Source organism: Kosakonia sp. AG348, assembly GCF_003337365.1.
In the GTDB taxonomy this organism is placed as follows: Bacteria; Pseudomonadota; Gammaproteobacteria; order Enterobacterales; family Enterobacteriaceae; genus Kosakonia.
This window is the reverse complement of record NZ_QPJR01000005.1, coordinates 1-23,450: the sequence shown is the minus strand read 5'-3', so window position 1 is coordinate 23,450 and position 23,450 is coordinate 1. Positions and strand designations below refer to the sequence as shown.

The following is a 23,450-nucleotide window of genomic DNA, read 5'->3' as shown; positions in this document are numbered from 1 at the left end:
AATGGAACATAGACGCGTTGTTATCACCGGCTACGGTGCGATTACGCCGTTGGGAAGCTCAGCGGAAGAAAGCTGGAAATCTATTATGGATTACCAAACAGGCTATCAGTACGTTGATAAAACGGATGCGAGTATTAACTCGAAATTTTATGGCTTGATTGCGCATGAACCTAAGTTAACGGGGGTTCCTGCTTCTATTCGACGGAAATTACCGCGTTTTGCACGGCTTGGTCTTGCGGCTGCGCAGGAAGCTGTTGCAATGGCATTTAACCAGTCTCTACCTGCCGATATCTACGACCCCCTGAAATGCGGCACGATTGTCGGCACCGGCTGGGGGGGAATTGATGACGCCTACCATAATTATGATGATTATAAACTTGTTGGTGTTGGCTCGCCGTTTAGCTGCTTTCATGCAATGCCAAGCGTCGCAACGGCCGCCTGTAGCATCATGTGGGGATTGAGGGGGTATCAAAATACCCCGATAGCAGCATGTGCCACGGGGAGCATGGCTATTGGCGAGGCTTATGAATTAATTAAAAATGGGCACATGACCATGATGCTTGCCGGTGGAAGTGAATCACTGACATCAAATGCATCGGTGTGGATGATTGATGTGCTTCAGGCGTTAACGCATGAACAACATGATATCCAAAAAGCCTCTTGCCCATTCAGTCTTGACCGCTCGGGGTTCGTTTTATCTGAAGGCGCGGCTATCCTGTGTCTGGAGGAGCGCGAATCAGCGCTGGCAAGAGGGGCGACCATACTCGGTGAAATTAAAGGATACGGGAATTTTTCCGATGGAGTTGATTTTACCGCTCCTGCACAGGATAAGCTTTCACGCGTTTCTACTATCAAGAAAGCGTTAGCGGATTCGGGGCTAAGCGCTAATGAAATTGGTTATATAAATGCGCATGGAACATCAACCATGCTCAACGATCTCAATGAAACACAGTCGATTAAAGATGTCTTCGGGCGGTATGCATATGAGATCCCCGTTTCGAGTACAAAATCATACAGCGGGCATCTGATTGCTGCAGCAGGTAGCTTCGAAAGCATTGTCTGTCTGAAGGTGCTGGAAAACAATATCCTGCCGGCAACACGTAATCTGAACCGCCCCGATCCAGAATGTGATCTTGATTTCATTCCAAACCAGCATCGTCAGACTGTTGTAGATAATGTACTGAATCTCAGTTTTGGGTTCGGGGGGACAAATGCTGCTCTGGTCATAGGTCGCTCGTTATGACAGACATGACATATGATGACTTTCACGCAAAGCATTGGGCCCATTTTTCTGGTGATTACAACCCGATACACTTTGATCTACTTGCTGTCGCTAAACTGAATCAAACAGCATTGGTTGCGCATGGCATGCGTGTACTGGCAGATGTACAAAATGAGCTGATTAATCATTCCGGTATTTTTAGCGCAGCATATTCTGCTCCGGTAAAGTTTTCAGCAAAATTTGAAAAACCAGTATCGTGTGGCACGATGTACTCTTTACGCCATAATGATGGAGAAATAAAGACAACCTTCAAATTGATTGATTCCTCAACCGGTATCACACATATTCGCGGCACTATTTCTCAGGCAAATTATCCAACCATCAACGATGTTATTGTTGAAAGGGTTTTGTCGAAGGAATATCAGGATGAGGTTGTTGCACTGTGGCCTGCTGACATAGAACAAAATTATGCCGTTTTTTTATCCTCAGTAATGTTCAGAGAACTATTCAGGGCTAAGGATTTATTTCCTGCCGACTTTTTAAATAAATGTACTCCCGTGCATTCGCTATCAGCGCTGTTGTCGCAGGAACACGTATTACAAACGCATTATGATTTCTATTGCCATTCTTCCTTGTTTTACAGAGAGGGACAAAAAATTGAAGGTTTGTGTCTCTCTATTGCAAGGCCATTGATAACCGGTGATGCAGATTACGGCTGGTTAATTCAAGTTCAGGTGGCGGCAAAAGAAAAAGAAAATACACTCATGCAAATGTCGGTGACACTGAAAGTTGCCATTAACTAACAGGTGAAATGAATATGTACACAGAACTTTATAACGCTATTGCAAGCACTATTGCCGATGCAAAAGATCTTCCTTTAGAAGAGATAAACGAGCAAACGACTATTTCAGAATTAGGTTTGGATAGCCTGGACTATGTAGAACTAATGGTAATGGTAAAAAAGCAATTTAATATAACTATAAATTTCGAAGCAGCAATGAAATCAACTGACATTACTCTTAAAGAGTTTTGTACATCCGTTTTATCAGCTTAGCATTTCAGGTGATTAATAATGAGTGACTCATGGATCCTTGTTACAGGTGGAAATCGCGGGATTGGTTCAGCCATTGTCAATGAATTACGTAGTGACAATAATATTGTATTCACTTCTCGGTCGACAAAATCCAGCCCGGATGAAAATAATCAGTCCAGTAAGACTTTCATTGAGCATGTGGTTTGCGATAACTGTGATGTTGTGCAGGTGGAAACGGTTGCGAAGGATTTGTTAAATCGATATGGACCGCCTAAAGCCGTCATACATAATGCCGGGGTCACTCAGGATGAACTGCATATTCGTCAATCGATTGAGCAATGGCGGAATGTGATTGATACAAACCTCAATGCCATTTTTTATTGGAATAAGTATCTCCTGCCTGAAATGATGGCGAATGGCGATGGTGTTATTTTGCTTGTGAGTTCGGTAACGGGAATAAAAGGCAATATTGGTCAAACGGTTTATGGTGCAAGCAAAGCGGCTCATTTTGGGCTGGCCCGGTCACTGGCGCTTGAAGTTGCTCGATTTGGTATTCGCGTTAACTGCCTGGCTCCGGGAGTCATAGACAGTGATATGACGCACAACTTATCGCCAGATGCCTTGAAAAAATTACGTTCACAAATCCCGCTGCGCCGGTTTGGCTCTGTGGAAGAGGTGGCAAAGGTTGCACGATTTATGATTAGTGAACCTTGTCAATATATGACAGGCCAAACAATTGTGCTTGATGGCGGAATGACCGCTTAACATTCAGGTATAATTCACAAATACAGACCAGTTGAGAGCGTGATGCCAGGCTTTGAATTTCTTAGTTTGTTATTGTCAGGTTATGTTCGTGTTTATTACAAGAAAATAACCATTTTTAGAACAATAAAAAGCAAGCTGATAGCTTTATTTTTTAAATATATAGATTACCGATTTTTACTCTATATTTCGGAGAGATATTGTTTTCTATTTGGTAAGAGTTATGGCCTGAATAATAGCTTCAGGCAAACGCATTACAACGTTCTTGGTTTGCAAAGCACCACAACACATTTTTTTTGTGTGATGCGACAAAAAATATTAAAAAATGCGCTGGTTAATGAGAATAAACAACTGCTGGAGCAGTTGGAAGCTTGTGCAGGAAAAATAAGGAGCTATATTGATGAAAATAATATATCTTCTCATCTGATATTTGCGCCATTGCACACCGTCTCGGATATTTTACAGACGGTGATTGCCGCGCGGGTTACGGGAAAGCCGGTTGTCGTTGTCTCTGTGCACAATTCAATGCAAAGTCTCCATGAAAAGCAAAATAATAACTCGCAGGGTATCTCTATTGAACAATTCAACCCTGAAGCAATGGAGGGTAATGAAGGCAATAGTTTGCAGGATATTATTTTTTCCCTGGTAGAGAATCAAAAGAACCTTGTTATCTTTCCTGATGCACTTCCGGAATGTACAACCAGGCTTACAAAGAAAAAAATGAAAACGTTTCCAGTTAGATTGCTGGAGCGAAGCTGTGAGTTGCACTCAGGTCTTCCTGTTTTTAGCCGCCTGCTAAAACAGTCGACGTTATTTTACTGTATCAAGCTGGATGATAAAAATAATTTAAATATAGATATTTTAGATTGCGTTGACCATCGCAAGATCGAAAAGAAAATGCCTGAGTTAGTTGAGCAGGGTATCTGCAGATATAACAATGAATGGACTTTGTGGCACTACACGTCCTTCTATAGTTATAATTTTTAGGTTTTATTTAATATTATGAAAGAGAAATATTATTCTTCTCCTGAAATGGTTTATCAAGGAGAAATATCCGAGTGTGGGCTTGCATGTGCTTGCATGATGCTCAATACCTTAGGTGAAAATACTACATTAACTGACTTACGTGATAAATGGGGTGGCGGTGATGGTACGTCCCTCGATTTATTAGTTACTATACTTAAATCATACGGGTATGAGGCCTTACCGGTTAAATTTGATGTTAGTAGCATTCAATATTTACCCGTTCCATGTATATTGCATTATGGCGGAAATCATTATGTTTATGTATATAGCCATCACGGTGCCTTCTTTCAGGTTTTAAACCCTGCTACTGGCAGGCTAATGATCTCGGCCGAAGAACTTGAATTATCGGCAACGGGGTTTGGCTTGATCCTTGATGAATCATTATATAAGGATAAAAAAAGCTCGGGTAAAATTAGAAGTGAAAGTGGGTGGCTAGAAAAACTCTCTTTTCCGGGGATCATGAAAAGATGTTTACTGGCAATATTTTTGTCGCTCTTTTCTTTGATTACGCCGATGTTGTTCTCATTTATATCGAAAGATCAACATTTCTTTTTAGATGAACAGATCAATATTATGTTTATGGGAATGATTCTGCTGTTTTGTCTTATATCATTCCTGCAATACATTAGTAACAAATATGGTTTGAATGCAGCGATAAATGCAGCAACAAAATATAAGCCTTCATTATTTAAAAGGTTATTAAAGAAAGATATCTCTTACTTTGAATGACGATCTTCTGCTGATATTAATCAGCGGATTAATTCCATTGGAATGGCTATTCTGAACAGGGAAAAAATACTTAATGATAAATATAAGGCACTGACTATAACAATTATAACTCTATGTATAATGTTATGGCTAAATGTTGTTTTGTCGATCCTTTCAATCGGAACTATGGCAATTTTTGGTTGCGTTAGTTATTACTTTGCAGGTATCAAAAAGTCATTTGCAAAAAGCTTTGAAGAAAGTGTTTCGGATATTGAAACATTTAATCTTGAAACAATAAATGGAATCCAGGCTATTAGATCTGGTGAGCTAAGCACTGGCGTTCTTGGAAGGTATAATCATTTACTTGAAGTGTTGTTTCATCGATACAAAAAGGTAAGCTCTACCGATATTAGACAGAATGCAATATTTTCATTTCTGAGTAATATTGATTCAATGTTGTTTTTATGGATATCATTCTATAGCATAAGTGAATTACATATATCTTACGGAAATGTGATTGCCTTTTGGTTTTTCAGACGGATTGCGATGGATAGCATCAATCAATTCTATCAATGTTGCGTTGCACAGAAACTGCAAAAGGTCTCTGATGAGCGATTAAAAGATATGTTATCTTATAAAGAAATCGACATTACTCGTCAGCATTCTACAATTAAAGAATCAGTTTGTGTCCAGAATCTACAATTTGGTTATGGACCCGATAGTGCAATTATTAAAAATTTAACTATTGAAATACCGTTGCATTCCAGGACCGCTGTAATAGGAACTTCCGGTGCTGGGAAAAGCACCTTATTGAAATTATTGGCTGGATTATATAAGCCAGGAAACGGTGATTTCATTATAGATGGTCAAAAAATAAATAAAGATGACCTGCATCTGTTTTATTCCAATGTGTATTATCTTCCACAAGGCTCTATCGTATTTAACGGCACGATTTATGATAATATCGTCTGGTATAGTGGTGGAGAGGCTAATGAACGTGATTGCCGCGAAATGTTGAGGAAATTTGGTTTATTGGAGGTAATTACATCTTTGCCTGCAGGGTTGTACACTAAAATATCGCCAGGTAATCCCGTTCTCTCTTCCGGTCAATTACAACGATTGATGCTTTGCAGGGCATTACTTTCATCTAAATCTATTATTTTGCTCGATGAGCCGACCGCTAATCTCGATGAAAAAAGTGCTATGCTGGCATTAGACTCTTTAATGACCAGTGATAAAACGATTGTATTATCTACCCATGACGTTAAAACGTTATCCCTGTTTGATAATGTTATTGACCTGGATAATCATTGACCGTTATACATGCGATAACTATCTGAAAAGAAGCTGGCTTATGGCCAGCTTCTTTTTAACTTTTAGGTATTACAAAAACGGTAACACTTTTCAAGATGTATTATCGGTAAGGAGTTAGACCATAGACCTGAGTCAATTGCGGGCATAAAAAACGCAGGGTTTGTGCTATACAGGCTCTTAGTGTAAGTACCCGGCATAATCGACCCATCCACTTTCAGAGCTCTTCCTGCATATTCATTCTTGCCCATGAAGGCGCGCGCTATGCGTAAAGCCCGTTTTACTGAGCATCAGCTCATCACTGTGTCCAGGATGGTTGAAGCCGGATGAACAGTGAAAGATGTCTGCCGTGAGGCTGGTCTCTTTGAAACGACGCACTACAGCTCATTGCTATATCGTGGATGTATAACAAAACGGATAACTAAAATACCTGGCTGTAAATGTAACAGACTGAACTGCTATGAATGAAAAAAAACCGCAAACACAGTGTGAATGCGGTTTTTATCGAGGTCTATGGTCTGAAATGAACCACACCATATTGTAATTTGGTCGGCACGAGAGGATTTGAACCTCCGACCCCTGACACCCCATGACAACGATTCAACACCCGGAAAACCCTTGCCGCATCTGGCTTTGTGAGTTGTTTGTATGTATATGCAAACAGTACATTTTTTACAAAACCCACTCTTTATACATCAAGGACTTAAGCTGGGTTTTTCCTTTTTATTTTTGCCTGAAATTTAGTGTCGTCAACAAAAAATAGAATTGTATAAACATTGGCAGATAAACAAATCAACAAAAATCTGTTGATATTGTTTTCTTTGAGTGTTAACTTATAACCAGACCCAAGTGAACTGGCTGGGGGTCTTCGACACACTGGAGATATAACTATGTTAACGCCGTTTGGTAAGACAGTAAGAAAAATGCGCATAGACCTGGGGCTAACGCTTAAAAGCATGGCTGAGGCTATGGGCATGACCTCGTCTTATCTTTCAGCAATCGAAACTGGTAAAAGGGCGGTCACTAAACCCGTGCTGGATAGCATCATTGGCTATCTCAATGCGGATGAAAAACAAAAAGAAAAGCTTATCAATGCAGCTCGTGACTCTCAGCAATCAGTAGAGATCAGCTTGTCAGGTAAGAATGACCATGCTCGTGAAGTCGCAATTGCGTTTGCTCGCAGTTTCGACGAGTTAAATGAAGAAGATTTTCGGAACTTACGACAGATTTTGAATCGAAAACAGCAGTAGGAGGCAGCTTGAGCGGACAAGATTACCGTGTACCACCGCAGAATCGTGAATCAATACGTTCGATCGTAAGATCCTTGCGGGGTACCTTCGGCATCACAGGTTTGAAGTTTCCTGTTATGGAGGTAATTGAGTTCGCATTGCCTCAGTTGATCCCCGATTTTGAACTCCATATCGGTGGGATGAAAGAAATGGGGGACACGCATGGTCTTACATACCCTCAGGAGCATTTATTGATTTTGCGAGAAGATATCTATGAGGGCGCTTTGAATGGTGTCGGCCGTGACCGAATGACTGCAGCGCATGAGCTTGGTCATCTCCTCATGCATAAGAATATTGCTTTTGCTCGTTCCGCTCCTGGGTTAAAGATCCGCCCTTTTGAAAGCAGTGAATGGCAAGCTAAATGTTTCAGTGGGGAGTTATTAGTGCCAGCAATACATTCCAGGGTATTAAAAGGAATGAGTGCGGAAAAAGTTGCTGAGATATGTGGGGTATCGTTAGAAGCCGCGCGTTATCAACTTGGAAAAATGTAAAACCCCTTGCTTGGCGCCAACCAATACAAGGGGCATTTAGGTGATGAACCCAAGAGGCATCACCACCGTGAACAGCTTCAATAGACAGCCTGAAACTAACACCTTCAGGGAAGATGTTCAAGGGAAAAATCTCTCTTGGTAAGGAGGTGTTTTATGGATGGGTTTGAAATCTATCGTTTCAAAAGCGGCGCCTAAAGGGTTCCGTTGGGTCTTCTGCCGTTACCGCAAGGTTCGTGGGAAATCCGCAAAAGTCCTTGATGCTCATGATTATGGGTATGAGGCGTGGGCATTCTTAGTTCGTTGCTAATGTCCAGATAACAATCAAAACAAAGGCACCTCTTTTGGTGCCTTTTTTGATATCTTTTTTACGCGTATTTTATTTCACCATGTGGCACGAAAACCCAGTCGATATGATTCTCGGTGTATATCTTTGTAGACTTCGCATCGCTGTGTGCCATCCGCGCCTGCGGATCAATACCCTGCTTGTTGAAGAGGAAGGCAGATAATGCCCTGATCTCGTGGAATGTTGGACGCTGTTCTTCCGGGAGATTTGCGGCGACGCCAACCAGATCCCTTAGTGCAGAGAATGCCCGACTCAGGTAGTCCGGCGCTACCTGTGTCGGATGGTGCACCTCTTTGCTGGTGGGATTGCTGCGCTTCAATGGAAGCCGGTGGACGACATAAGGGCTGGCCACATTATCCCGACTGCGTTCGATAATGTCCTTCAATACGGGCCCGATGGGGATCGCGACGTGAGAAGCCTCTTTATGCTGTACTTTCTGGCGATGGATGTAGAGCGTGCCGAAGATATCGCCATGAGGTTCATTAAGCCAGACGCAACCGCACACACCTTCACTGGGTTGTTTAATGGAATAACGGATCCGTGAAACCTCCAGGCGCGCATGTGTTGTTTGAAGTGCGAGATCCATCGCGATCTGTAACCATCGTTCGGCCGCTTGGTGAATTTTGAGGTAATCCTTAAGCGACAGACGGCGGCGCACCTTCGATTCAACCCGGCGCATTTTTTTACGTTCTGCCGGGTTATCCATCATTAACGATTCATCTACCGCATAGCTGAATAATTTTTTTAAGAAGCTGACTTTTCTGTTTTGAACATTAGCCGATGCCTCCGAATGATATTTCCTGATATATCCATTAACATGCTCAAGTTCGATATCACAGGCATAAATATCGCTGAAATATTCTTTAACCCTCTCAATATCATTAAGCCAAACCGATAGCGTATCGCCTCCTGGTTTCTCATCATTAATAGCGCGATCTAAAAGCTTCTGTGCATATTCAGCAAAAGGGCGCGCCTCTCCGTTTATACCACCGGATTCTCTGACAAGGTTTTCAATTGATGGCACTGACTCCGGGCGGAGTCGGTTGTTATATTCTCTGGCGATCGCTATAGCCATAACGCGATCAGTTCCAAGGTGCTTTCTCTTCCCGGTAATCAGAGTAAAACGATATTGACCTGATGATTTTTCAAAATACAGGTGATCCGGAAGGTTTCGGTTTTCCCTTTTTCGAGGTCTTGCGGCCATGTTAATCCTCTTGCATTAACGTGCGAACGCGCTCACTGATCATCGAATCTACACCCCATTGTTCGGAAGAACATACCCAGACCATTCCGTCCACGACACGTCCCTTCAACAGGCCATCTTCAACCCAGCGCTTAATCGTTCTGTTATCTGGTATCGAGCCGGGAACAAACTCGCGTTTACCCCACTGACTCGCCTTCATCAACTTGGCCATGGTCATATCTCCACTACCGGCTGCAACCGGTTATTTCAATCTGTACGCACATGACGAGCAGCCAAGCCTGGCGCCGTCGTTACACTTCAAACAAATGTCAGGCTCGCTGGTGGCCGGAGCCATCTGTTTAATTATCCGGGCAGTAACCAGCACCGGCATTGGAACTCTCTGGCGCTTAGCTTCCTCCAGTAGCTTTGCCAGTTCCAGCAGCCGCGCCTTACAATCCATCGCTTCAGCGCGCCACCAGATCACGTCTTCGCGCAAGCGCCGTTGTCGCCGCAATTTCAGTTTGCTGGCCATTAGCGCTTCAACCCCTCGAATGAAACAGTGGCATTAAACATGTCACTCACATCGCGGTAGAACTTAATAGAGTGAATGCGGAGAACTCCGATACGGTTGTTGGTAAATGAAATCGTGAAGGTGTCACCTTTCCTGGGCATCGGTTCGTAAATCAGACCCGCGCCAAAGTAATGGCCGGTGATCTCCATCTTTCCCTTTTCCTTGAAGCCCTGAACGAAGTGCAGGGCGTGGCCCCATGTTTGCGTGGTGTAATCGAACTCTGTGCTTTCAGCCCTGTTACCTTTCAGCAGTGCGAGTAATTTAGCGAGCATGGTCGGCTCCCAATTCAATGAGCTGCTGGCAATCCATGCAGGTCTTGCAACCGGCAATAGCGGCGCGCCGCGCTTCAGGTATAGCCTCGCCGCACTCTTCGCAATGCTCGGCTGACGGAGCATTACGGTCAATGCGAATGCGTTGTAAGGCGTGCGCCATGTTGAGCTCTACCAGCTCGTTAGCCTGGTCGATGAGTTCTGCTGTCATGCTGCACGCTCCTGTTTCTGCTGTGCTACTTGGTTAATCCAGAGGCACTCAGTGCGTTGCACTGAACCAGACTGACCATTAGCTGATGTCGTGCGGGTAACTCGCTTCCAGCTCGAGAGTGATTCGTTGTAAAGATCGCTGTCGTAGCCGCAAACAATGACCATCCCGCTTAATTCCTTCATGCTGGTAAGCAGCGCTTTATGCTCGTCGTTTGTCATTTCGAAACGATAGGCGCTGTTTTTCGCAACATTAACGCGGGTGTCATGTATGTAAGGTGGATCCACAAAATGCAATGTGCTGGTGGTGTCGTGATCTTTCATACACTGGATTGCATCGCGGTTTTCAACCAGCACGCCAGCGAACCGGCTGGCCACAGCGGCCAGGTTATCCGGTTGCCTTGCAAAAATAGCCTGAGCGGTCGCGCTGTTCCGTTTGGTATCAAGCCGGAAACCTGTAGTGCCTTTGGTCGCACCGGCACTACCAAATCCCATGGCCGCGCGGACTACCGTTCGACGTGCGCGCTCCACCTGATCTTCCGTCGGCTGGTATGCGCAATAAAACTCTTCACGTGAGTAAGGTGTCAGAGCGCATGCCTCAATCAATTTCCGGCTTTGCACTGCATCGCGCAGCACGCGGAACAGATTCACAATCTCCCCATCCAGATCGTTGTAAACCTCAGCCTCACTCGGTGCTTTGCGAAGAAGGACTGATGCGGCGCCGCCAAATGGTTCGACATAGCAACGGTGCGCCGGAAAATAGCTTGTGATCCACGAAGCCAAGCGGAATTTGCCGCCGTGGTAACGGATTGCAGGATGCTTGATTGCCACGGTGTCGATCATTGGCGTGCCTCCTGCAATTCGTTAAAGCGATTCATGAAGAGGGCATAGGCTTGCCCTGGGCGGAGCGGGTTAATCAGTATCAGGTCGGTTGCCGGGATGTTTTCCAGAATTGCCCAGGTAGTACCGTCGTCTATATCCAGATCACGGCGCTCGGTAGCCAGCATAGTGAGGTCTGCATATTTGACGACAGGCGTATGCTCGCGCGGCAACCCGAACTTATTGCGGATCATTTCGTCAACCAGAGCCTCGATGCGCTGGTAGTCAGGCAGCAGCGCTTTAAGTGGTGCGGGAATGTCCTGCACATAGGCTTCTGCAGCATCGTGCATCAGCGCTTCAAACGCGTGCTCAACCGGTACGATGCGGCTACACAGCACCGAATGCTGCGCCACACTGTAGAATTCCGGCAGGTGACCGTTAAAGCGGCAGACCTTCGACAGTGCATTGGCGATATCTTCAATATCAATGTCGTCGGCGGTGGCCGTCAGGTAGTCAAACTTTTTGCCCGTGTAGGTGCGAATAAAGGTTTCTTTCATTGCGTTGTATCTCCTTTGCGCGCTGCAACACGCGATTTTTGGATGCACGAATCCCTCGCCGGGTGGCGATAATTAATGACTATTCGCTTTACTAAACGCCCGGAGCAGGGCGCTTAATGAAGCGGGCGGCTGCAACCGCCTGTGGTATCTCCACATAATTGAAAGCGCGCTCCGGAATGGGTTTGCATTAACGACCAGACACTCAGGGGAAGAGGCCGGAACGCGCTTACAGTTATGTGAAAAAATTGCGGCGCCCTCACGGGAAAGATCCGACGCCGCCAAAAACTACCAGTTGGCATTTATACTGTTGTGTGGTGCCAGACGCTTATCTTCTCGTTATTGTCGAAGCGGCTGCAATTCACCACAACTGGAAGCGCACTCCCGCTTAATCACACCTGCCACCCATAACTGATGAGAGAAGGAGTGCGCTTTCATGTTGTGTGCCTGGCTTTAACCACATCAGGTTCGGTGTTGTCCTGGTGTTCTCACCCAATCAGAAGGACTCGAATATGGACACGGTGCTGCAGCAACAAATTAACCAACTGACTCTCGAAATTGCCCGCCTGAAAGAGGCTCAGGCAGTAGCCGAGAAAAACGTTGTAAATCTTGTCGCACGGTCTGAATTTACCGTTGCGCTGATCTCGGCTCTTATTTCCGACGGCACCATCAGCACCGATGATGCTGTGGATTTCATCAAGGAGGCTCCCGTCGAAATACCCGGTTACACTGAGAGCGTCGAGCAGGCCCGTCACACCGTTATCGAAATCCTTAGCTATCCGAGAGCACATTTTTAGCCGCTGCGTTTTGCCGGACTCTTCCCGGTGGTCACACCGAATCGCCACGATGGTGAATCGCTCAGGCCGAAGTACGGGGCTGGCTTGCACATTCCGGCTACCCGCTGGATCGGGATACTGTCAAAGGAATCCCCGGACCGCTAACGACGCATGTGCCATACGCCGTACTGCTTTTTTGCCTGTCTTTTCACCACATCAGGCTCGGTGGTATCTTGGCGTTCTCACACAGCCAAGAAGGAAAACATCATGATTGTCGGGATAGCCCATCTCTTTAACCAAACTAAAGAAAACATTGCCGCCATCCGAGGCGTTAAGGTTTCCGGCTTCGTTGATAGCAATGAAATCGCATGTGTTAACAACCGTGCCGTCCAGGTGTGCACTCTCGACTTCCTGTTGGAGTTGCACCGTAAAAAATACGGGAACAACTGCAACGGTCTAAATGGAATACAGGCGCTACACCACAAACTCTTAATGAAATATCAATGGCCACCATCCGTGATTCGTGGACTGAGCCTGTCTGACATATTTCTTTCTCTGCACGACGAACTACAGCTTGAATCCCTTCCCGAAGACGCAGGCCGATATCTTTTGCAAATAACCAGAACCCAATACCCGATTAACTTTCCTGACTATCTTGACGGGGAGTGGGATCCTAATCTTTCGCAAAGATTTCTAACTGAGATTCCAGACTGACCTGGGCTATTCTGGCGCTGAGTGCCGCAAGCCTCGCCTCCAGTGATTCCCTCTCAATCTCAAGTTCACGAAGAAGGTTCAAATTTTCAGCCTTACGCATAAACCATGAGTGAAGCTCTTCGTTGCTCATGGTTCCAGCGTCGATTACCGGCTCTTTCATTGACATATTCATCACCCCTGTAAACACAATTTGCGAATCACCCCCATCCTCATACGCCCCGGGCGGCTACTTCGTGGGCTTACTGCTGTTCGCTGTTGATGGATAAAAGATACAGATAAAACTGTAATTTAGTCAACAGCTAAAACTGTTAATTGATTATGAAATACACATCTATCTGTTTTTTAATTAGATTTAATTTTCTAAAGACGAAAAAAAACCGGCATAGGCCGGTTGTCACGGGGATGGGTTAGCGCTTTCTACGATATATGCGGTGTTCAATCATAACGCCTAATATTGTAAGCGGCTGATCATTGGAGTTGATAATGGGATAATCGTCATTTAGTGGCACTAACTCGAAATGCTGAATCCCCTTACTGTCTGTATAGGTAGGGCGATATTTTTTAAATGTCGCTTGATCACCACCATTTTTAGCAACAACAAACTCTCCCGGTGTTGGCTCGATTTCAGGGTCAACAATAATGACATCACCGTCCTTGAAATCAGGTTCCATGGAATCACCTTCAATCCGTAAGGCGAAACTGAATTCAGATAAATCATTGTCAGTCATTATATATTCAAAGCTGCCATCAAACGCTTCGATAGGCGGCTTCTCAGCTAACGCACCGGCTTGAACATAACTGATAAGAGGAACTCGGTGGCTATTGACTTCCGATGTAGCCATAAACGTTCCGCCGTTCATCAGCCATGTTGGGTCGCAATTCAAAGCCTTTCCGATCCCAACAATATTACGTGGTTTTAATGTCTTTCCGTCTTCAATACTCGCCCATGACTGCTGACGAATGCCGGCTTTTTCTGCTGCCTCGGATTGAGTTAAACCCAGTTCAAGTCTTTTCTGTTTTACACGTTCTGCAAGGCTCATAGATTCCCCTTCCATTTGCCCCGATCGTCACAGTTTAAACTGTAATTGACAAACAGAATTAGCTGTCAGAAAATACAGATAAAACTGTGGAGGTGATATGGAAACAATTTCTCAACGCCTCAAGCAGAAACGTGAGGAGATGAACTTATCTCAAGCTCAATTAGCCGAGAAAGCTGGAATGACCCAGCAGTCTCTACAGGCAATTGAGGCTGGTAATACCAAGCGCCCACGATTTTTGCTCGAGATCGCAACCGCTCTTCAATGTGATGCCCACTGGCTGCTGTATGGAGAACATCATTCAAGCACCGCAAAAGTTTCAAATTTTAAGAACAAAAACCCTACGTGATTCTCTCTGAATAATTAACTACCAAAGGGAAAACAACATGGTAGAGCACAGTTTGAAAGCAGTGGTTAAGGCGATGTGTAAGGCCTACCCCGGTGGACGTGAAGCCATGGCCGGTGCGCTTGGCATGACCGCCACGCAGTTCAATAACAACCTTTACGAGAAAAACGGTTGCCGGTTTTTCGAAGTGACAGAGCTGGAAGCGATGGAGGACTTATCGAATACCTCATTCCTGGCTGATTACTTTGCGAAGCGCCGCGGCTGTCTTCTGGTGGAAGTTCCAACCTTTGAAGAACTCGATCGTGTTGACCTTTTCAGCAGGGCAATGCGCACCGCAGCAGCACGCGGGCAGGTTGATCAGATTATCCAACAGGCACTGGAAGACGGGGTGATTGAACAACATGAAGCAGAACTTATCCACGAATATCACCGCCGTCATATGGCTGCGCGTGAAGAAGAAGTCGCGGCCATCATCGAATTATTCAGCCGCAAAAAGAAGTGACGCCAGCAGGTTGCAGCCTCTGGCGTCGTGGCGTGTCGATCGTTGTGGAGATACCTACGCATGAACAGTTTAAACCGATATCGGCCAGCTAAGCAATTCCGCTGCCCACCGCTGGTGGGGAGTAATGCACCGTTCGGCTATGTGGAAAGAGTACGCGGAAGCGCTGATGCCAACAACTACCAGCGCGCCGCCGGAATGGTAGAGGCGTTTGCAGCTATGAACGAGCAAGGGCGCAAAGAATGGCTGAAATTAACCGGCAATTCAGAGACCACCGCGGAATCCCTGTGCGGGTCATCCGCTGGGAGCCAGAAAAGCAGCGCGTTATCTATCTTCGTGAAGCGCAAGGTTACGAGCATGAATGCTTCAGCCCGTTTGAGCAGTTCCAGCGTAAATTCAGAGAAATAAAGGACGACCATGAGCCAGATATTTGAAATCGTCCAGTCGCTGTCAGGGCAGAGGAACAGCATCACGATCCCTGTTCCTTATCTCGACTTCTTTTCCGGCGATCAGCAGGCGCATGCGCTGGGTGCGGTACTTAATCAGCTTGTATTCTGGTCAGGTAAATCAGACCTGAATGATGGCTGGTTTTACAAAGAGCACAGCGAGCTTGCTGCCGAAATCCGTGGTGTAAGTGAAGACCAGGTGCAACGCCTTGTAAACAAGATTTGCACTCGCTGGCTTCCGGGTGTGGTGGAAAAAGCACAGCGTCAGGTTAACGGGACCAAAAAAACGCATTACCGCATTGATGGTGACGCGTTGATAAATGCTCTCTTTCCTGCGAATCCAGTGGATTCCGCAGAATCGCGGAACGGGAAACGCGAAGTCGCGGAACCCATTACGCAGAATCACGGAACCGAAACCGCAGAATCGCGGAACCCTAACCGCGAAGTCGCGGAATCTATTCTCTATACAGATCATTACACAGATCACCACAAACAGATCTCAAAACCCTCTTGTCAGGTTGCTGCGCAACCCGACCCCGAAGTGGCAATAACTGATTCAGCGATTGAGGTTCTTACCCATCTGAACCAGGTCAGCGGATCTCGTTACCAGAAATCACGGAGATCGCTTGAGCACATCCGCGCGCGTCTTCGCGAGGGGTTCACAGTCAATGACATGAAACTGGTTATCGACCTGAAGCACGAGCACTGGCGCGACAACGACGAGTTTTATCAGTACATGCGCCCGGAAACTCTGTTTGGTCCGAAGAAATTCGAAGGTTACCTTCAGCGCGCCACCAACTGGGAAGCTAAAGGCCGTCCGCTTCGCGAGACCTGGGACAGGAAACGGGAGCGGGACATCAATGCCATTAGCCGCCCTGATACCAATATACCGCCGGGGTTCCGCGGATGAGCGCCTTTTCTGAAGTGCTCGAATACATCCAGCAAAACGGCGAATGCACCACTAGCGAGGTGTGTTGCGGCCTGGAACATCTGGATCTCAGAGTCGTGCAGCGCACGCTTGAGCGCCTGGCGAGCATCGGCCAGTTGAAGCGCAAACCGCTTGGCCGTTTTTTCCTGTATTTCACAGACGCACCGATCGCGCCCAGCGAAACAGGCCGTCCGGTTGAACTGGCGAACAAGGCACTTGATCTGGAGGCAAGGGGCTTACGCCGCCGCGCTGCCACTGTATGGCTGGAAGCCTTTGACTGTGCAAAAACGCCACAGGCCAGAGCGTGCTTCGCGCTGCGCCGGGCAAAGTGCCTGTCAGGAATGACACGCGGTGTCGCTGATGGTGCCGGTAACCGCTGGAACGAAACCAATATCGGGGGTTCACAGTGAGCCAGGTAGATAACATCATTACCATTGCCAGACCATCAGAAACGCCAGCGCCGCGCATTTACCAGCGCCCGTTCCTCAAATGGGCTGGTGGCAAGTATTCACTGCTACCGGAACTTGATCGCCTCATCCCGGCTGGTAAACGCCTTATTGAGCCATTTGTGGGCGGCGGTTCGGTGTTTATCAATTCCGATAAGCATGAAAGTTTCCTGCTGGCTGACGTAAACGCTGATCTGATCAACCTGTACCAGATGCTGACAGTGGTTCCCGAGCTGGTAACCGAGTGGGCCAGGGGATTATTTGAAAAGCTGAACGATGAAGACAGCTATATCGCCTGTCGCGAAGAGTTCAACAACCAGAGTATGTCCGGCCCTGAGCGAGCCGCCGCCTTCCTGTACATCAACCGCCACTGCTTTAATGGCCTGATCCGCTACAACCGCGAAGGCCGTTTCAATGTCGGTTATGGCAAATACCGCGCACCGTATTTTCCCGCCACCGAGATAAACGCCTTTGTATCTATGTCGCGCCGCTGCGTGTTTATGAATGCCGGTTATCTCCGCACGCTGGCACTGGCAGGTGAGGGTGATGTCGTTTACTGCGATCCGCCATACGAATCTATGCCCGGTACCTCAGGTTTTACCAACTATGCCGCCGGTGGTTTTACGTGGGACGACCAGCAGGAGTTAGCGCGCTGCTGTGTTGCTGCGCATCAGCGTGGCGCCAGAGTGGTGATCAGCAATTCCACCGCGCCCCGCATCATCGAGCTTTACAAGGGGCATGGCTTCGACCTGCATCACGTCAGCGCCCGTCGCGCCATATCGAGCAAAGGCAGCACGCGCGAAACCGCCACCGACATCGTGGCCATTCTCTGAGGGGGAACCGTGGAAGAACGTAAACCACTGACTGACCGGCAGCAGCAGGTGCTGAATGCGCTTGTGGATTTTCACAACATGCACGGCTACCCGCCGACCTATACCGAGCTTGCTGCGCTGATTGGCGTCGCCTCGGGCAACGCTGCCTTTGAACACCTGCGCGCCCTGGTGAAAAAAGGCTACATCACGATCGCCAGCGGCACCGCGCGCGGCATCAAAGTGATCGGCGTAAACGACACGCTGGCGCTCGATGAAGCCGAACAAGTGATCCGGGCGCTCCTGGAGGGCGAGGAAAGCTCGGCTGATCTGGCTCAGGAATGGCTGAAACGCAGAGGGTCCGCGGCATGAAGCTGATTTTACCTTTCCCGCCAAGCGTTAATACCTACTGGCGCGCACCGAATAAAGGGCCGCTTAAAGGCCGCCACCTCATCAGCGCCGCCGGGCGTAAATACCAGAGTGCTGCCTGTGCGGCCATCCTCGATCAGTTGCGCCGTCTGCCTAAACCTTCAACTGAACTGGCTGCGGTGGAAATTCTTCTCTTCCCGCCTGACGCCCGCCGCAGGGACATCGACAACTACAACAAGGCGCTGCTGGACTCTCTTACGCACGCAGGAGTGTGGGAAGACGACAGGCAGGTAAAGCGCATGCTGGTGGAGTGGGGGCCGGTAGTGAAGGGTGGCAGGGTAGAGATCACGATCAGCAGGTTTGAACCAACAGCGGTTGCAGCCGCTTAAAGGAGATACGCATGCAGCAGATGAACGCAACACCAGCATTCACCCCTGTACCATTTATGCCGGGGCAGGAAATGACAATGAGCAGCCAGGAGATTGCCGATCTGGTTGAGTCACGTCACGACAGCGTTAAACGAACAGTAGAAAGGCTGGCTGAACGCGGCGCTATTCAACTTCCACCATTGGTGGATGTTACCAATCACCAGGGGCAGGCCGTGGCGGTTTACCAGATTGGTAAGCGAGATAGCTATGTGGTGGTGGCTCAGTTGTCGCCAGAGTTTACCGCCCGCCTTGTTGATCGCTGGCAGGAACTGGAAAGCCAGCAGGAATTGCTGGTGCCGAAGTCTTTACCTGAAGCGCTGCGCCTCGCCGCTGATCTGGCTGAACAGCAGCAACAGCTTAAACAGGAACTGGCGGCCGCCGCGCCGAAGGTTGAATTTGTCGATCGTTATTGCTCTGCAAACGGCTCGATGTCATTCCGGCAAGTGGCAAAGCTGCTGAACGCCAAAGAGCCTGAATTTCGCATGTTCCTCATTGAGCGGGGGATAATGTATCGCCTCGGCGGCGCGCTTACGCCACACCATCAGCACATCGAAGCAAAGCGCTTTGAAGTGAAAACCGGTACCACTAATACCTCAAATTACGCCTTCAGCCAGGCGCGCTTCACCGCGAAGGGCGTGCAGTGGATTGGTGGACTCTGGACGGCCTACAAAGCACAGGGGGAAGCCGAGTGAGGGCGCTGTTAAACCCCGTCGTGGTAACTGAGCTTGGCCTCGTCATGTTCCGTCCCGGCACCAGCCTCCTGCCGCATTTTCGTCGCGGGCGCATGTTGCTTGAGAACGAACCCGAGCGCCTGGCGGGTATGCCGAACGGTGAACTGCCACCAGCAGAGCAGCCGCTGGCGGAAGATCCGGCACTGGCTGGTGTCTTCGAAAATGAAGCGGTATTGCGTCGCGCTGGCGGTATCAATGGTCTGGAAAGCTGGCTTGAATCCGGTACCGGATGTCAGTGGCCACATGAAAGCTGGCACGATGAGAACATGACTACCATGCGCCACGCGCCGGGCGCGATCCGGTTGTGCTGGCACTGCGACAACATTCTTCGCGAGCACAGCACCGAGCAACTGGCGGGTATTGCCCATGCCAACTGCGCCGCATACATCCTCACGACCGCCCGCCGTGAGCTTGGCTTCGACGACTCACATTCACTGACGCTGCCGGAGTTCTGCTGGTGGCTGGCGCGTAACGGGCTTGCCGATGTGTTGCCGGAGGAAGCCGCCCGGCAGGTTCTTCTTATGCCGAAGCCGGTCATTAAATCGGTAACACGCGAGCTTGATCTGGTTCCCGGCATGCCGCAGGCGCGGGACATCGTTGAGGAAGTTGCAAAGCAGGTGCTGGCGCTGTGCATCGATCCGGAGTCGCCAGAATCATTCATGAAGGTGGAGAAATACCGCCGCTGGGAAAATCCAGTTTGGACACGCTGGGTTAAATCGCAGCAATGCATGTGCTGCTACAACCCGGCAGATGACCCCCATCACATCATTGGCCACGGTTTTGGTGGGATGGGTACTAAGGTGCACGACCTGTTTGTGATCCCGCTTTGCAGAGCGCATCACGACGCGGTGCACGCTGACACCGTGGCATTTGAAGAAAAATATGGCAGCCAGCTTGAATTGCTGTTTCGTTTTTTAACTCGCGCGCTGGGCATCGGCGTGCTGGCGTAAAGTGGAGACGCTATGAACCTCGAATCATTACCAAAATTCTATTCACCAAAGTCACCGAAGTTAAACGACGAGACACCTGCCACCGGCGGCGCCGCGCTGACGATTACTGATGTGATGGCAGCACAAGGCATGGTGCAGTCAAAAGCGCCGCTCGGCTTTAACCTGTTCCTGGCAAAGATGGGCATTCAGGACCCGGCACCGGCGATTGATGGACTGATGAACTATGCGCTGGCGCTCAAAAATCCGGTGCTGATGAAGCTAAGTGAAAAAGCGCGCCTCGAAATACTGCCGGTGCTGGTGCAGTTCGCTTACGCCGACTATTCCCGATCTGCCGCCAGCAAGGGACGCTGCCCGCATTGCGCCGGGACCGGTTTTGTTGACGGAGAAACCACAACAAAAAAAGTGCAGTACCCGGATGGAAAACCACCCAAGTGGGCAGCCACAACCAAAGGTCTCTGCCCGTCGTACTGGGAAGAATGGACAGAGGTAACCGGCACCGAAAAGATTAAATGCAATCATTGTGGAGGCAAGGGAGAGATCAGCACAGCGTGCCGCGGCTGCAAGGGTAAGGGGATGGTACTTGATGAGAAACGCACAAAGCTGATCGGCGCGCCGACATATAAGGTTTGCGGTCGCTGCAATGGCAATCGCTACAGCCGAGTACCGACAACACTCGCCCGCGCCCTGGTGGAAAGAGTAATCCCTGACCTGACCAGTTACCAGTGGTACAGCGGTTATGCCGACGTGATCAGCCTGCTGGTCACGAAGTGCTGGCAGGAAGAGGCATTTGCCGAAGCACAATTGCGTAAAGTCACACGTTAGCGACAAACTTCTTAATTATCGCGTCACGATGCTTGCAATGTTCAAAAAAACTGGTTAGGATTTTTACAACGATGGGCATTGTATGTCTACCGTTAACAACAATATTCGAAACCTCGCTTAAGCGGGGTTTTTCTTTTTGTGGAAATGGGCGGCTGGTGGGTGTTGTCGCACCCGACCAGCCATTCGCTCATGTTTGAGGTCACAAGCGAACCATGGCCCACTGCTTTAGCGCAAAAGCATACTGAGCCTATCAGAGTCCCGCTGACTGATCCATGAAAAATACTGTAAATTTAAACAGTATTGATTTAATCAATGCTGACTGCCTGCATTACATCGCAACCCTTCCTGATAACTCAATTGACCTGATTGTTACCGATCCGCCTTACTTCAAGGTCAAGCCGGATGGCTGGGACAATCAGTGGAAAGGCGACGAGGATTATTTAAAGTGGCTCGATAGCTGCCTGGAGCAGTTCTGGCGAGTCCTCAAACCATCGGGCAGCATCTATCTGTTTTGCGGCCACAGGCTTGCGGCAGATATCGAACTGATGATGCGCCGCCGGTTCAGTGTGCTGAATCACATCATCTGGGCGAAACCGTCCGGAAGGTGGAACGGCTGTAATAAAGAAAGCCTGCGGGCTTACTTCCCGGCGACCGAGCGCGTTCTTTTCGCCGAACATTATCTGGGGCCGTACCGACCTAAAGATGATGGATATGAGCAGAAAGGGACTGAGCTAAAGCAAAGCCTGATGGCTCCCCTGATCGAGTATTTCCGCGGCGCCCGCGCATCACTTGGTGTGACGGCAAAGGAAATTGCAGACGCCACCGGCAAGAAGAATATGGTTTCGCACTGGTTCGGTGCCAGCCAGTGGCAACTACCGGGCGAAGCTGATTACCTGAAGTTGCAGGCGCTGTTCACGCGCATAGCGGCAGAGAAGCAGCAGCGGAGCGGGCTGGTTCAGCCTCATCATCAGCTGGTGGTCACGTACTATTCGCTTAACCGTAAATACTGCGAGCTACTGGAAGAATACAAATCGCTACGGCGTCCCTTTTCTGTCACCGCGGCGGTTCCGTATACGGACGTATGGACCTACAAGCCGGTGCAGTTCTATCCTGGCAAACATCCGTGTGAAAAACCTGCGGACATGCTCAGGGACATTATCAACGCCAGCAGCCGGCCCGGTGATCTGATCGCTGATTTCTTTATGGGCTCAGGTTCTACGGTTAAAGAAGCGGTGAAACTTGGCCGCCGTGCGATCGGTGTAGAACTTGAAACAGAGCGTTTCAATCAGACAGTTGCTGAAGTGTCAGAAGTGTTGCCTGCGAAAGGTAACAGAACATAAAGACCCGTTTAATCGGGTTTCGCTATTTGGCTGCCAAATACTTTGGTGTTGTTCTAATTGCGGACTTACTAAACTTTTCTATTCATTTTCCGATAACAACTTTCGGTGCTATCGGGTTTGGTCATCCAGTGTTTTTACAACCTTGCTTGATGGAAGAGTTTTTCCTGCTTAACAAGGAGCGTGTATGAATAGAAATTTATCAAGTTCACAAATCAGAATAGAAAAAACCATAAATTTAAAATCTTGGCTTTTTGGCGCGCTGGCCGCTTTCATCTTAAGCTTCATAGCAATTAATTTTCTTCCAAAGGATTCATTTCTCCGGATTTCAAGCTTGATAGCTTTAACCGCTATTGCTTTGGTTCCGGCAAAAAAAATATTCTATCTTGTACTTTCTGCTGATTCTCGTTGTAAGGCCTGTAATGCACAATTTTCTGTACAACGGGTTGATTCAAAAAAAGATTTTCTTACAGCTATACCGCGTAAAAAAATCAAAAACGAGGGGAAGGTTGGAGGGTATGGGCCTGACGTCGGTAAACAAATTATAGTCCATGAATCCTGGACGGAAGAGCGTTACAAAATCACCGATACCTTTACTTGTGCTGAATGTGGTGACACTCACGTATCCACACGTGTCACAACCCAGAGAACGGGTTATTCCAGTACGAAGATACGTAAATGATAATTTTTCTTAACTAACTGGATCTCATAAAAGGCTGCCTTAAGCAGCCTTTTTTTATTCCCCTCATTCTGAGAGGACTCACAGCATATACGAGGGGGCTAAATGTCCGAACCTGTTTCCGGTTCCGCTGCGGCGGCGAGTGCTTTAACCGGTGCCAGTTTGTATGGCTTGTTAACTGGTACCGATTACGGCGTTGTGTTCGGTGCGTTCGCTGGCGCCGTGTTCTATGTCGCCACCGCTGCCGATCTGACGATTCTCCGCCGTTCTGCCTACTTCATCGTTTCTTACTTCGCTGGCGTGTACGGCTCCGGGCTGGTGGGTTCAATGCTTGCGAGCATCACC

At 48.1% G+C, this 23,450-nt stretch carries 32 protein-coding genes, 1 tRNA gene and 2 pseudogenes; 26 read left to right on the top strand and 9 right to left on the bottom strand.

What is annotated here, in order from left to right; translation table 11 throughout:
• Nucleotide 1: 1 nt before the first annotated feature.
• Genes DFO56_RS13495 through DFO56_RS13465 form a run of 7 tightly spaced genes read left to right on the top strand, consistent with a single transcriptional unit; the run spans nt 2 to nt 6,065 of the window.
• A complete protein-coding gene (locus DFO56_RS13495; RefSeq protein WP_045514500.1) occupies nt 2-1,243 on the top strand; it encodes a beta-ketoacyl synthase in 1,242 nt (413 codons plus the stop codon).
• A complete protein-coding gene (locus DFO56_RS13490) occupies nt 1,240-2,025 on the top strand; it encodes a MaoC/PaaZ C-terminal domain-containing protein (protein WP_045514502.1) in 786 nt (261 codons plus the stop codon). The genes DFO56_RS13495 and DFO56_RS13490 overlap by 4 nt, the downstream gene beginning before the upstream one ends.
• A 14-nt stretch (nt 2,026-2,039) precedes the next feature.
• Nucleotides 2,040-2,276, top strand: coding sequence for an acyl carrier protein (locus DFO56_RS13485; protein WP_313626350.1), 237 nt, complete (start codon nt 2,040-2,042; stop codon nt 2,274-2,276).
• Between the two features lie 18 nt (nt 2,277-2,294).
• Nucleotides 2,295-3,020, top strand: coding sequence for an SDR family oxidoreductase (locus DFO56_RS13480; RefSeq protein WP_045514505.1), 726 nt, complete (start codon nt 2,295-2,297; stop codon nt 3,018-3,020).
• Nucleotides 3,021-3,062: 42 nt separating this feature from the next.
• Nucleotides 3,063-4,004 (top strand): hypothetical protein, encoded by a 942-nt coding sequence (locus DFO56_RS13475; RefSeq protein WP_045514507.1) that lies wholly within the window; start codon nt 3,063-3,065, stop codon nt 4,002-4,004.
• A gap of 15 nt (nt 4,005-4,019) precedes the next feature.
• Nucleotides 4,020-4,772 (top strand): cysteine peptidase family C39 domain-containing protein, encoded by a 753-nt coding sequence (locus DFO56_RS13470; RefSeq protein ID WP_082071826.1) that lies wholly within the window; start codon nt 4,020-4,022, stop codon nt 4,770-4,772.
• Between the two features lie 42 nt (nt 4,773-4,814).
• A complete protein-coding gene (locus DFO56_RS13465; RefSeq protein ID WP_045514517.1) occupies nt 4,815-6,065 on the top strand; it encodes an ATP-binding cassette domain-containing protein in 1,251 nt (416 codons plus the stop codon).
• Between the two features lie 543 nt (nt 6,066-6,608).
• Here the strand turns inward: DFO56_RS13465 and DFO56_RS24745 are convergent.
• Nucleotides 6,609-6,686, bottom strand: a tRNA-Pro gene (locus tag DFO56_RS24745).
• Between the two features lie 266 nt (nt 6,687-6,952).
• On the opposite strand from DFO56_RS24745, the gene DFO56_RS13460 reads away from it, so the two are divergent.
• Nucleotides 6,953-7,312 carry a helix-turn-helix domain-containing protein gene (locus DFO56_RS13460; RefSeq protein WP_072051678.1) on the top strand — a complete coding sequence of 120 codons (360 nt, stop codon included), beginning with the start codon at nt 6,953-6,955 and terminating at the stop codon, nt 7,310-7,312.
• 8 nt (nt 7,313-7,320) lie between these two features.
• Complete coding sequence (locus tag DFO56_RS13455) at nt 7,321-7,842, top strand: ImmA/IrrE family metallo-endopeptidase (RefSeq protein ID WP_045514519.1); 522 nt, start codon at nt 7,321-7,323, stop codon at nt 7,840-7,842.
• Nucleotides 7,843-8,207: 365 nt separating this feature from the next.
• Here DFO56_RS13455 and DFO56_RS13450 read toward each other — a convergent pair whose 3' ends face one another.
• From DFO56_RS13450 to DFO56_RS13420, 7 genes are read right to left on the bottom strand one after another with little or no spacing between them, the layout of a single operon-like run.
• Nucleotides 8,208-9,389 carry a phage integrase Arm DNA-binding domain-containing protein gene (locus DFO56_RS13450; protein ID WP_045514521.1) on the bottom strand — a complete coding sequence of 394 codons (1,182 nt, stop codon included), beginning with the start codon at nt 9,387-9,389 and terminating at the stop codon, nt 8,208-8,210.
• Nucleotide 9,390: 1 nt separating this feature from the next.
• On the bottom strand, nt 9,391-9,600 hold the full coding sequence (locus DFO56_RS13445) for a hypothetical protein (RefSeq protein ID WP_045514523.1): 210 nt from the start codon (nt 9,598-9,600) through the stop codon (nt 9,391-9,393).
• Nucleotides 9,601-9,630: 30 nt separating this feature from the next.
• Complete coding sequence (locus DFO56_RS13440) at nt 9,631-9,900, bottom strand: hypothetical protein (RefSeq protein WP_045514525.1); 270 nt, start codon at nt 9,898-9,900, stop codon at nt 9,631-9,633.
• Complete coding sequence (locus tag DFO56_RS13435) at nt 9,900-10,211, bottom strand: hypothetical protein (RefSeq protein ID WP_045514527.1); 312 nt, start codon at nt 10,209-10,211, stop codon at nt 9,900-9,902. Before DFO56_RS13435 ends, DFO56_RS13440 begins: the two co-directional genes overlap by 1 nt.
• Nucleotides 10,201-10,419 (bottom strand): TraR/DksA C4-type zinc finger protein, encoded by a 219-nt coding sequence (locus tag DFO56_RS13430; RefSeq protein WP_045514529.1) that lies wholly within the window; start codon nt 10,417-10,419, stop codon nt 10,201-10,203. The genes DFO56_RS13435 and DFO56_RS13430 overlap by 11 nt, the downstream gene beginning before the upstream one ends.
• Nucleotides 10,416-11,258 carry a DNA adenine methylase gene (locus DFO56_RS13425; RefSeq protein ID WP_045514535.1) on the bottom strand — a complete coding sequence of 281 codons (843 nt, stop codon included), beginning with the start codon at nt 11,256-11,258 and terminating at the stop codon, nt 10,416-10,418. The genes DFO56_RS13430 and DFO56_RS13425 overlap by 4 nt, the downstream gene beginning before the upstream one ends.
• Complete coding sequence (locus DFO56_RS13420) at nt 11,255-11,791, bottom strand: hypothetical protein (RefSeq protein WP_045514536.1); 537 nt, start codon at nt 11,789-11,791, stop codon at nt 11,255-11,257. Before DFO56_RS13420 ends, DFO56_RS13425 begins: the two co-directional genes overlap by 4 nt.
• Nucleotides 11,792-12,300: 509 nt before the next feature.
• On the opposite strand from DFO56_RS13420, the gene DFO56_RS13415 reads away from it, so the two are divergent.
• A complete protein-coding gene (locus tag DFO56_RS13415; RefSeq protein WP_147271677.1) occupies nt 12,301-12,585 on the top strand; it encodes a hypothetical protein in 285 nt (94 codons plus the stop codon).
• A 246-nt stretch (nt 12,586-12,831) separates the two neighbouring features.
• Nucleotides 12,832-13,278 carry a hypothetical protein gene (locus tag DFO56_RS13410; RefSeq protein ID WP_045514540.1) on the top strand — a complete coding sequence of 149 codons (447 nt, stop codon included), beginning with the start codon at nt 12,832-12,834 and terminating at the stop codon, nt 13,276-13,278.
• Between the two features lie 407 nt (nt 13,279-13,685).
• Here DFO56_RS13410 and DFO56_RS13400 read toward each other — a convergent pair whose 3' ends face one another.
• Nucleotides 13,686-14,318, bottom strand: coding sequence for a LexA family transcriptional regulator (locus DFO56_RS13400; RefSeq protein ID WP_045514542.1), 633 nt, complete (start codon nt 14,316-14,318; stop codon nt 13,686-13,688).
• Nucleotides 14,319-14,415: 97 nt separating this feature from the next.
• Here DFO56_RS13400 and DFO56_RS13395 point away from each other — a divergent pair, with 97 nt between their 5' ends.
• The 15 genes and pseudogenes from DFO56_RS13395 to DFO56_RS13330 all read left to right on the top strand — a co-directional run.
• Complete coding sequence (locus DFO56_RS13395) at nt 14,416-14,664, top strand: helix-turn-helix domain-containing protein (RefSeq protein ID WP_045514544.1); 249 nt, start codon at nt 14,416-14,418, stop codon at nt 14,662-14,664.
• 37 nt (nt 14,665-14,701) lie between these two features.
• Nucleotides 14,702-15,163: a YmfL family putative regulatory protein gene (locus DFO56_RS13390; RefSeq protein WP_045514545.1), complete on the top strand. Its 462-nt coding sequence runs from the start codon at nt 14,702-14,704 to the stop codon at nt 15,161-15,163.
• Nucleotides 15,164-15,402: 239 nt separating this feature from the next.
• Nucleotides 15,403-15,594 (top strand): DUF4222 domain-containing protein, encoded by a 192-nt coding sequence (locus tag DFO56_RS13385; protein WP_072051679.1) that lies wholly within the window; start codon nt 15,403-15,405, stop codon nt 15,592-15,594.
• Nucleotides 15,578-16,516 (top strand): conserved phage C-terminal domain-containing protein, encoded by a 939-nt coding sequence (locus DFO56_RS13380; protein WP_045514553.1) that lies wholly within the window; start codon nt 15,578-15,580, stop codon nt 16,514-16,516. Before DFO56_RS13385 ends, DFO56_RS13380 begins: the two co-directional genes overlap by 17 nt.
• A complete protein-coding gene (locus tag DFO56_RS13375; protein ID WP_052679836.1) occupies nt 16,513-16,944 on the top strand; it encodes a PerC family transcriptional regulator in 432 nt (143 codons plus the stop codon). Before DFO56_RS13380 ends, DFO56_RS13375 begins: the two co-directional genes overlap by 4 nt.
• Nucleotides 16,941-17,813 (top strand): Dam family site-specific DNA-(adenine-N6)-methyltransferase, encoded by an 873-nt coding sequence (locus tag DFO56_RS13370; RefSeq protein WP_045514556.1) that lies wholly within the window; start codon nt 16,941-16,943, stop codon nt 17,811-17,813. The genes DFO56_RS13375 and DFO56_RS13370 overlap by 4 nt, the downstream gene beginning before the upstream one ends.
• A 9-nt stretch (nt 17,814-17,822) precedes the next feature.
• Nucleotides 17,823-18,161 (top strand): hypothetical protein, encoded by a 339-nt coding sequence (locus tag DFO56_RS13365; RefSeq protein WP_072051680.1) that lies wholly within the window; start codon nt 17,823-17,825, stop codon nt 18,159-18,161.
• On the top strand, nt 18,158-18,547 hold the full coding sequence (locus tag DFO56_RS13360; protein ID WP_045514558.1) for a RusA family crossover junction endodeoxyribonuclease: 390 nt from the start codon (nt 18,158-18,160) through the stop codon (nt 18,545-18,547). The genes DFO56_RS13365 and DFO56_RS13360 overlap by 4 nt, the downstream gene beginning before the upstream one ends.
• An 11-nt stretch (nt 18,548-18,558) precedes the next feature.
• Nucleotides 18,559-19,278, top strand: coding sequence for a phage antirepressor KilAC domain-containing protein (locus DFO56_RS13355; RefSeq protein ID WP_114413874.1), 720 nt, complete (start codon nt 18,559-18,561; stop codon nt 19,276-19,278).
• On the top strand, nt 19,275-20,267 hold the full coding sequence (locus DFO56_RS13350) for a DUF968 domain-containing protein (protein ID WP_045514561.1): 993 nt from the start codon (nt 19,275-19,277) through the stop codon (nt 20,265-20,267). The genes DFO56_RS13355 and DFO56_RS13350 overlap by 4 nt, the downstream gene beginning before the upstream one ends.
• A gap of 12 nt (nt 20,268-20,279) precedes the next feature.
• Nucleotides 20,280-20,642: pseudogene (locus DFO56_RS25160) on the top strand (antitermination protein); the annotation flags it as partial.
• Between the two features lie 132 nt (nt 20,643-20,774).
• Nucleotides 20,775-21,089, top strand: a pseudogene (locus DFO56_RS25155) (antitermination protein); the annotation flags it as partial.
• A gap of 272 nt (nt 21,090-21,361) precedes the next feature.
• Nucleotides 21,362-22,429 carry a site-specific DNA-methyltransferase gene (locus DFO56_RS13340; protein WP_045514567.1) on the top strand — a complete coding sequence of 356 codons (1,068 nt, stop codon included), beginning with the start codon at nt 21,362-21,364 and terminating at the stop codon, nt 22,427-22,429.
• A 184-nt stretch (nt 22,430-22,613) separates the two neighbouring features.
• The gene (locus tag DFO56_RS13335; RefSeq protein WP_045514570.1) at nt 22,614-23,108 is read left to right on the top strand and encodes a hypothetical protein; all 495 of its coding nucleotides are present in this window, start codon (nt 22,614-22,616) and stop codon (nt 23,106-23,108) included.
• Between the two features lie 102 nt (nt 23,109-23,210).
• On the top strand, nt 23,211-23,450 hold a 240-nt coding region (locus DFO56_RS13330; RefSeq protein ID WP_233500349.1), incomplete at its 3' end, for a putative holin.

Coding starts and splice junctions, on each gene's coding strand:
- DFO56_RS13425 (WP_045514535.1), bottom strand. CDS start 11,258: ATGATCGACACCGTGGCAATCAAGCATCCTGCAATCCGTTACCACGGC.
- DFO56_RS13460 (WP_072051678.1), top strand. CDS start 6,953: ATGTTAACGCCGTTTGGTAAGACAGTAAGAAAAATGCGCATAGACCTG.
- DFO56_RS13410 (WP_045514540.1), top strand. CDS start 12,832: ATGATTGTCGGGATAGCCCATCTCTTTAACCAAACTAAAGAAAACATT.
- DFO56_RS13465 (WP_045514517.1), top strand. CDS start 4,815: ATGGCTATTCTGAACAGGGAAAAAATACTTAATGATAAATATAAGGCA.
- DFO56_RS13380 (WP_045514553.1), top strand. CDS start 15,578: ATGAGCCAGATATTTGAAATCGTCCAGTCGCTGTCAGGGCAGAGGAAC.
- DFO56_RS13480 (WP_045514505.1), top strand. CDS start 2,295: ATGAGTGACTCATGGATCCTTGTTACAGGTGGAAATCGCGGGATTGGT.
- DFO56_RS13340 (WP_045514567.1), top strand. CDS start 21,362: ATGAAAAATACTGTAAATTTAAACAGTATTGATTTAATCAATGCTGAC.
- DFO56_RS13360 (WP_045514558.1), top strand. CDS start 18,158: ATGAAGCTGATTTTACCTTTCCCGCCAAGCGTTAATACCTACTGGCGC.
- DFO56_RS13485 (WP_313626350.1), top strand. CDS start 2,040: ATGTACACAGAACTTTATAACGCTATTGCAAGCACTATTGCCGATGCA.
- DFO56_RS13445 (WP_045514523.1), bottom strand. CDS start 9,600: ATGGCCAAGTTGATGAAGGCGAGTCAGTGGGGTAAACGCGAGTTTGTT.
- DFO56_RS13385 (WP_072051679.1), top strand. CDS start 15,403: ATGGCTGAAATTAACCGGCAATTCAGAGACCACCGCGGAATCCCTGTG.
- DFO56_RS13440 (WP_045514525.1), bottom strand. CDS start 9,900: ATGGCCAGCAAACTGAAATTGCGGCGACAACGGCGCTTGCGCGAAGAC.
- DFO56_RS13430 (WP_045514529.1), bottom strand. CDS start 10,419: ATGACAGCAGAACTCATCGACCAGGCTAACGAGCTGGTAGAGCTCAAC.
- DFO56_RS13450 (WP_045514521.1), bottom strand. CDS start 9,389: ATGGCCGCAAGACCTCGAAAAAGGGAAAACCGAAACCTTCCGGATCAC.
- DFO56_RS13490 (WP_045514502.1), top strand. CDS start 1,240: ATGACAGACATGACATATGATGACTTTCACGCAAAGCATTGGGCCCAT.
- DFO56_RS13400 (WP_045514542.1), bottom strand. CDS start 14,318: ATGAGCCTTGCAGAACGTGTAAAACAGAAAAGACTTGAACTGGGTTTA.
- DFO56_RS13375 (WP_052679836.1), top strand. CDS start 16,513: ATGAGCGCCTTTTCTGAAGTGCTCGAATACATCCAGCAAAACGGCGAA.
- DFO56_RS13470 (WP_082071826.1), top strand. CDS start 4,020: ATGAAAGAGAAATATTATTCTTCTCCTGAAATGGTTTATCAAGGAGAA.
- DFO56_RS13335 (WP_045514570.1), top strand. CDS start 22,614: ATGAATAGAAATTTATCAAGTTCACAAATCAGAATAGAAAAAACCATA.
- DFO56_RS13390 (WP_045514545.1), top strand. CDS start 14,702: ATGGTAGAGCACAGTTTGAAAGCAGTGGTTAAGGCGATGTGTAAGGCC.
- DFO56_RS13420 (WP_045514536.1), bottom strand. CDS start 11,791: ATGAAAGAAACCTTTATTCGCACCTACACGGGCAAAAAGTTTGACTAC.
- DFO56_RS13355 (WP_114413874.1), top strand. CDS start 18,559: ATGCAGCAGATGAACGCAACACCAGCATTCACCCCTGTACCATTTATG.
- DFO56_RS13395 (WP_045514544.1), top strand. CDS start 14,416: ATGGAAACAATTTCTCAACGCCTCAAGCAGAAACGTGAGGAGATGAAC.
- DFO56_RS13415 (WP_147271677.1), top strand. CDS start 12,301: ATGGACACGGTGCTGCAGCAACAAATTAACCAACTGACTCTCGAAATT.
- DFO56_RS13435 (WP_045514527.1), bottom strand. CDS start 10,211: ATGCTCGCTAAATTACTCGCACTGCTGAAAGGTAACAGGGCTGAAAGC.
- DFO56_RS13475 (WP_045514507.1), top strand. CDS start 3,063: ATGCCAGGCTTTGAATTTCTTAGTTTGTTATTGTCAGGTTATGTTCGT.
- DFO56_RS13495 (WP_045514500.1), top strand. CDS start 2: ATGGAACATAGACGCGTTGTTATCACCGGCTACGGTGCGATTACGCCG.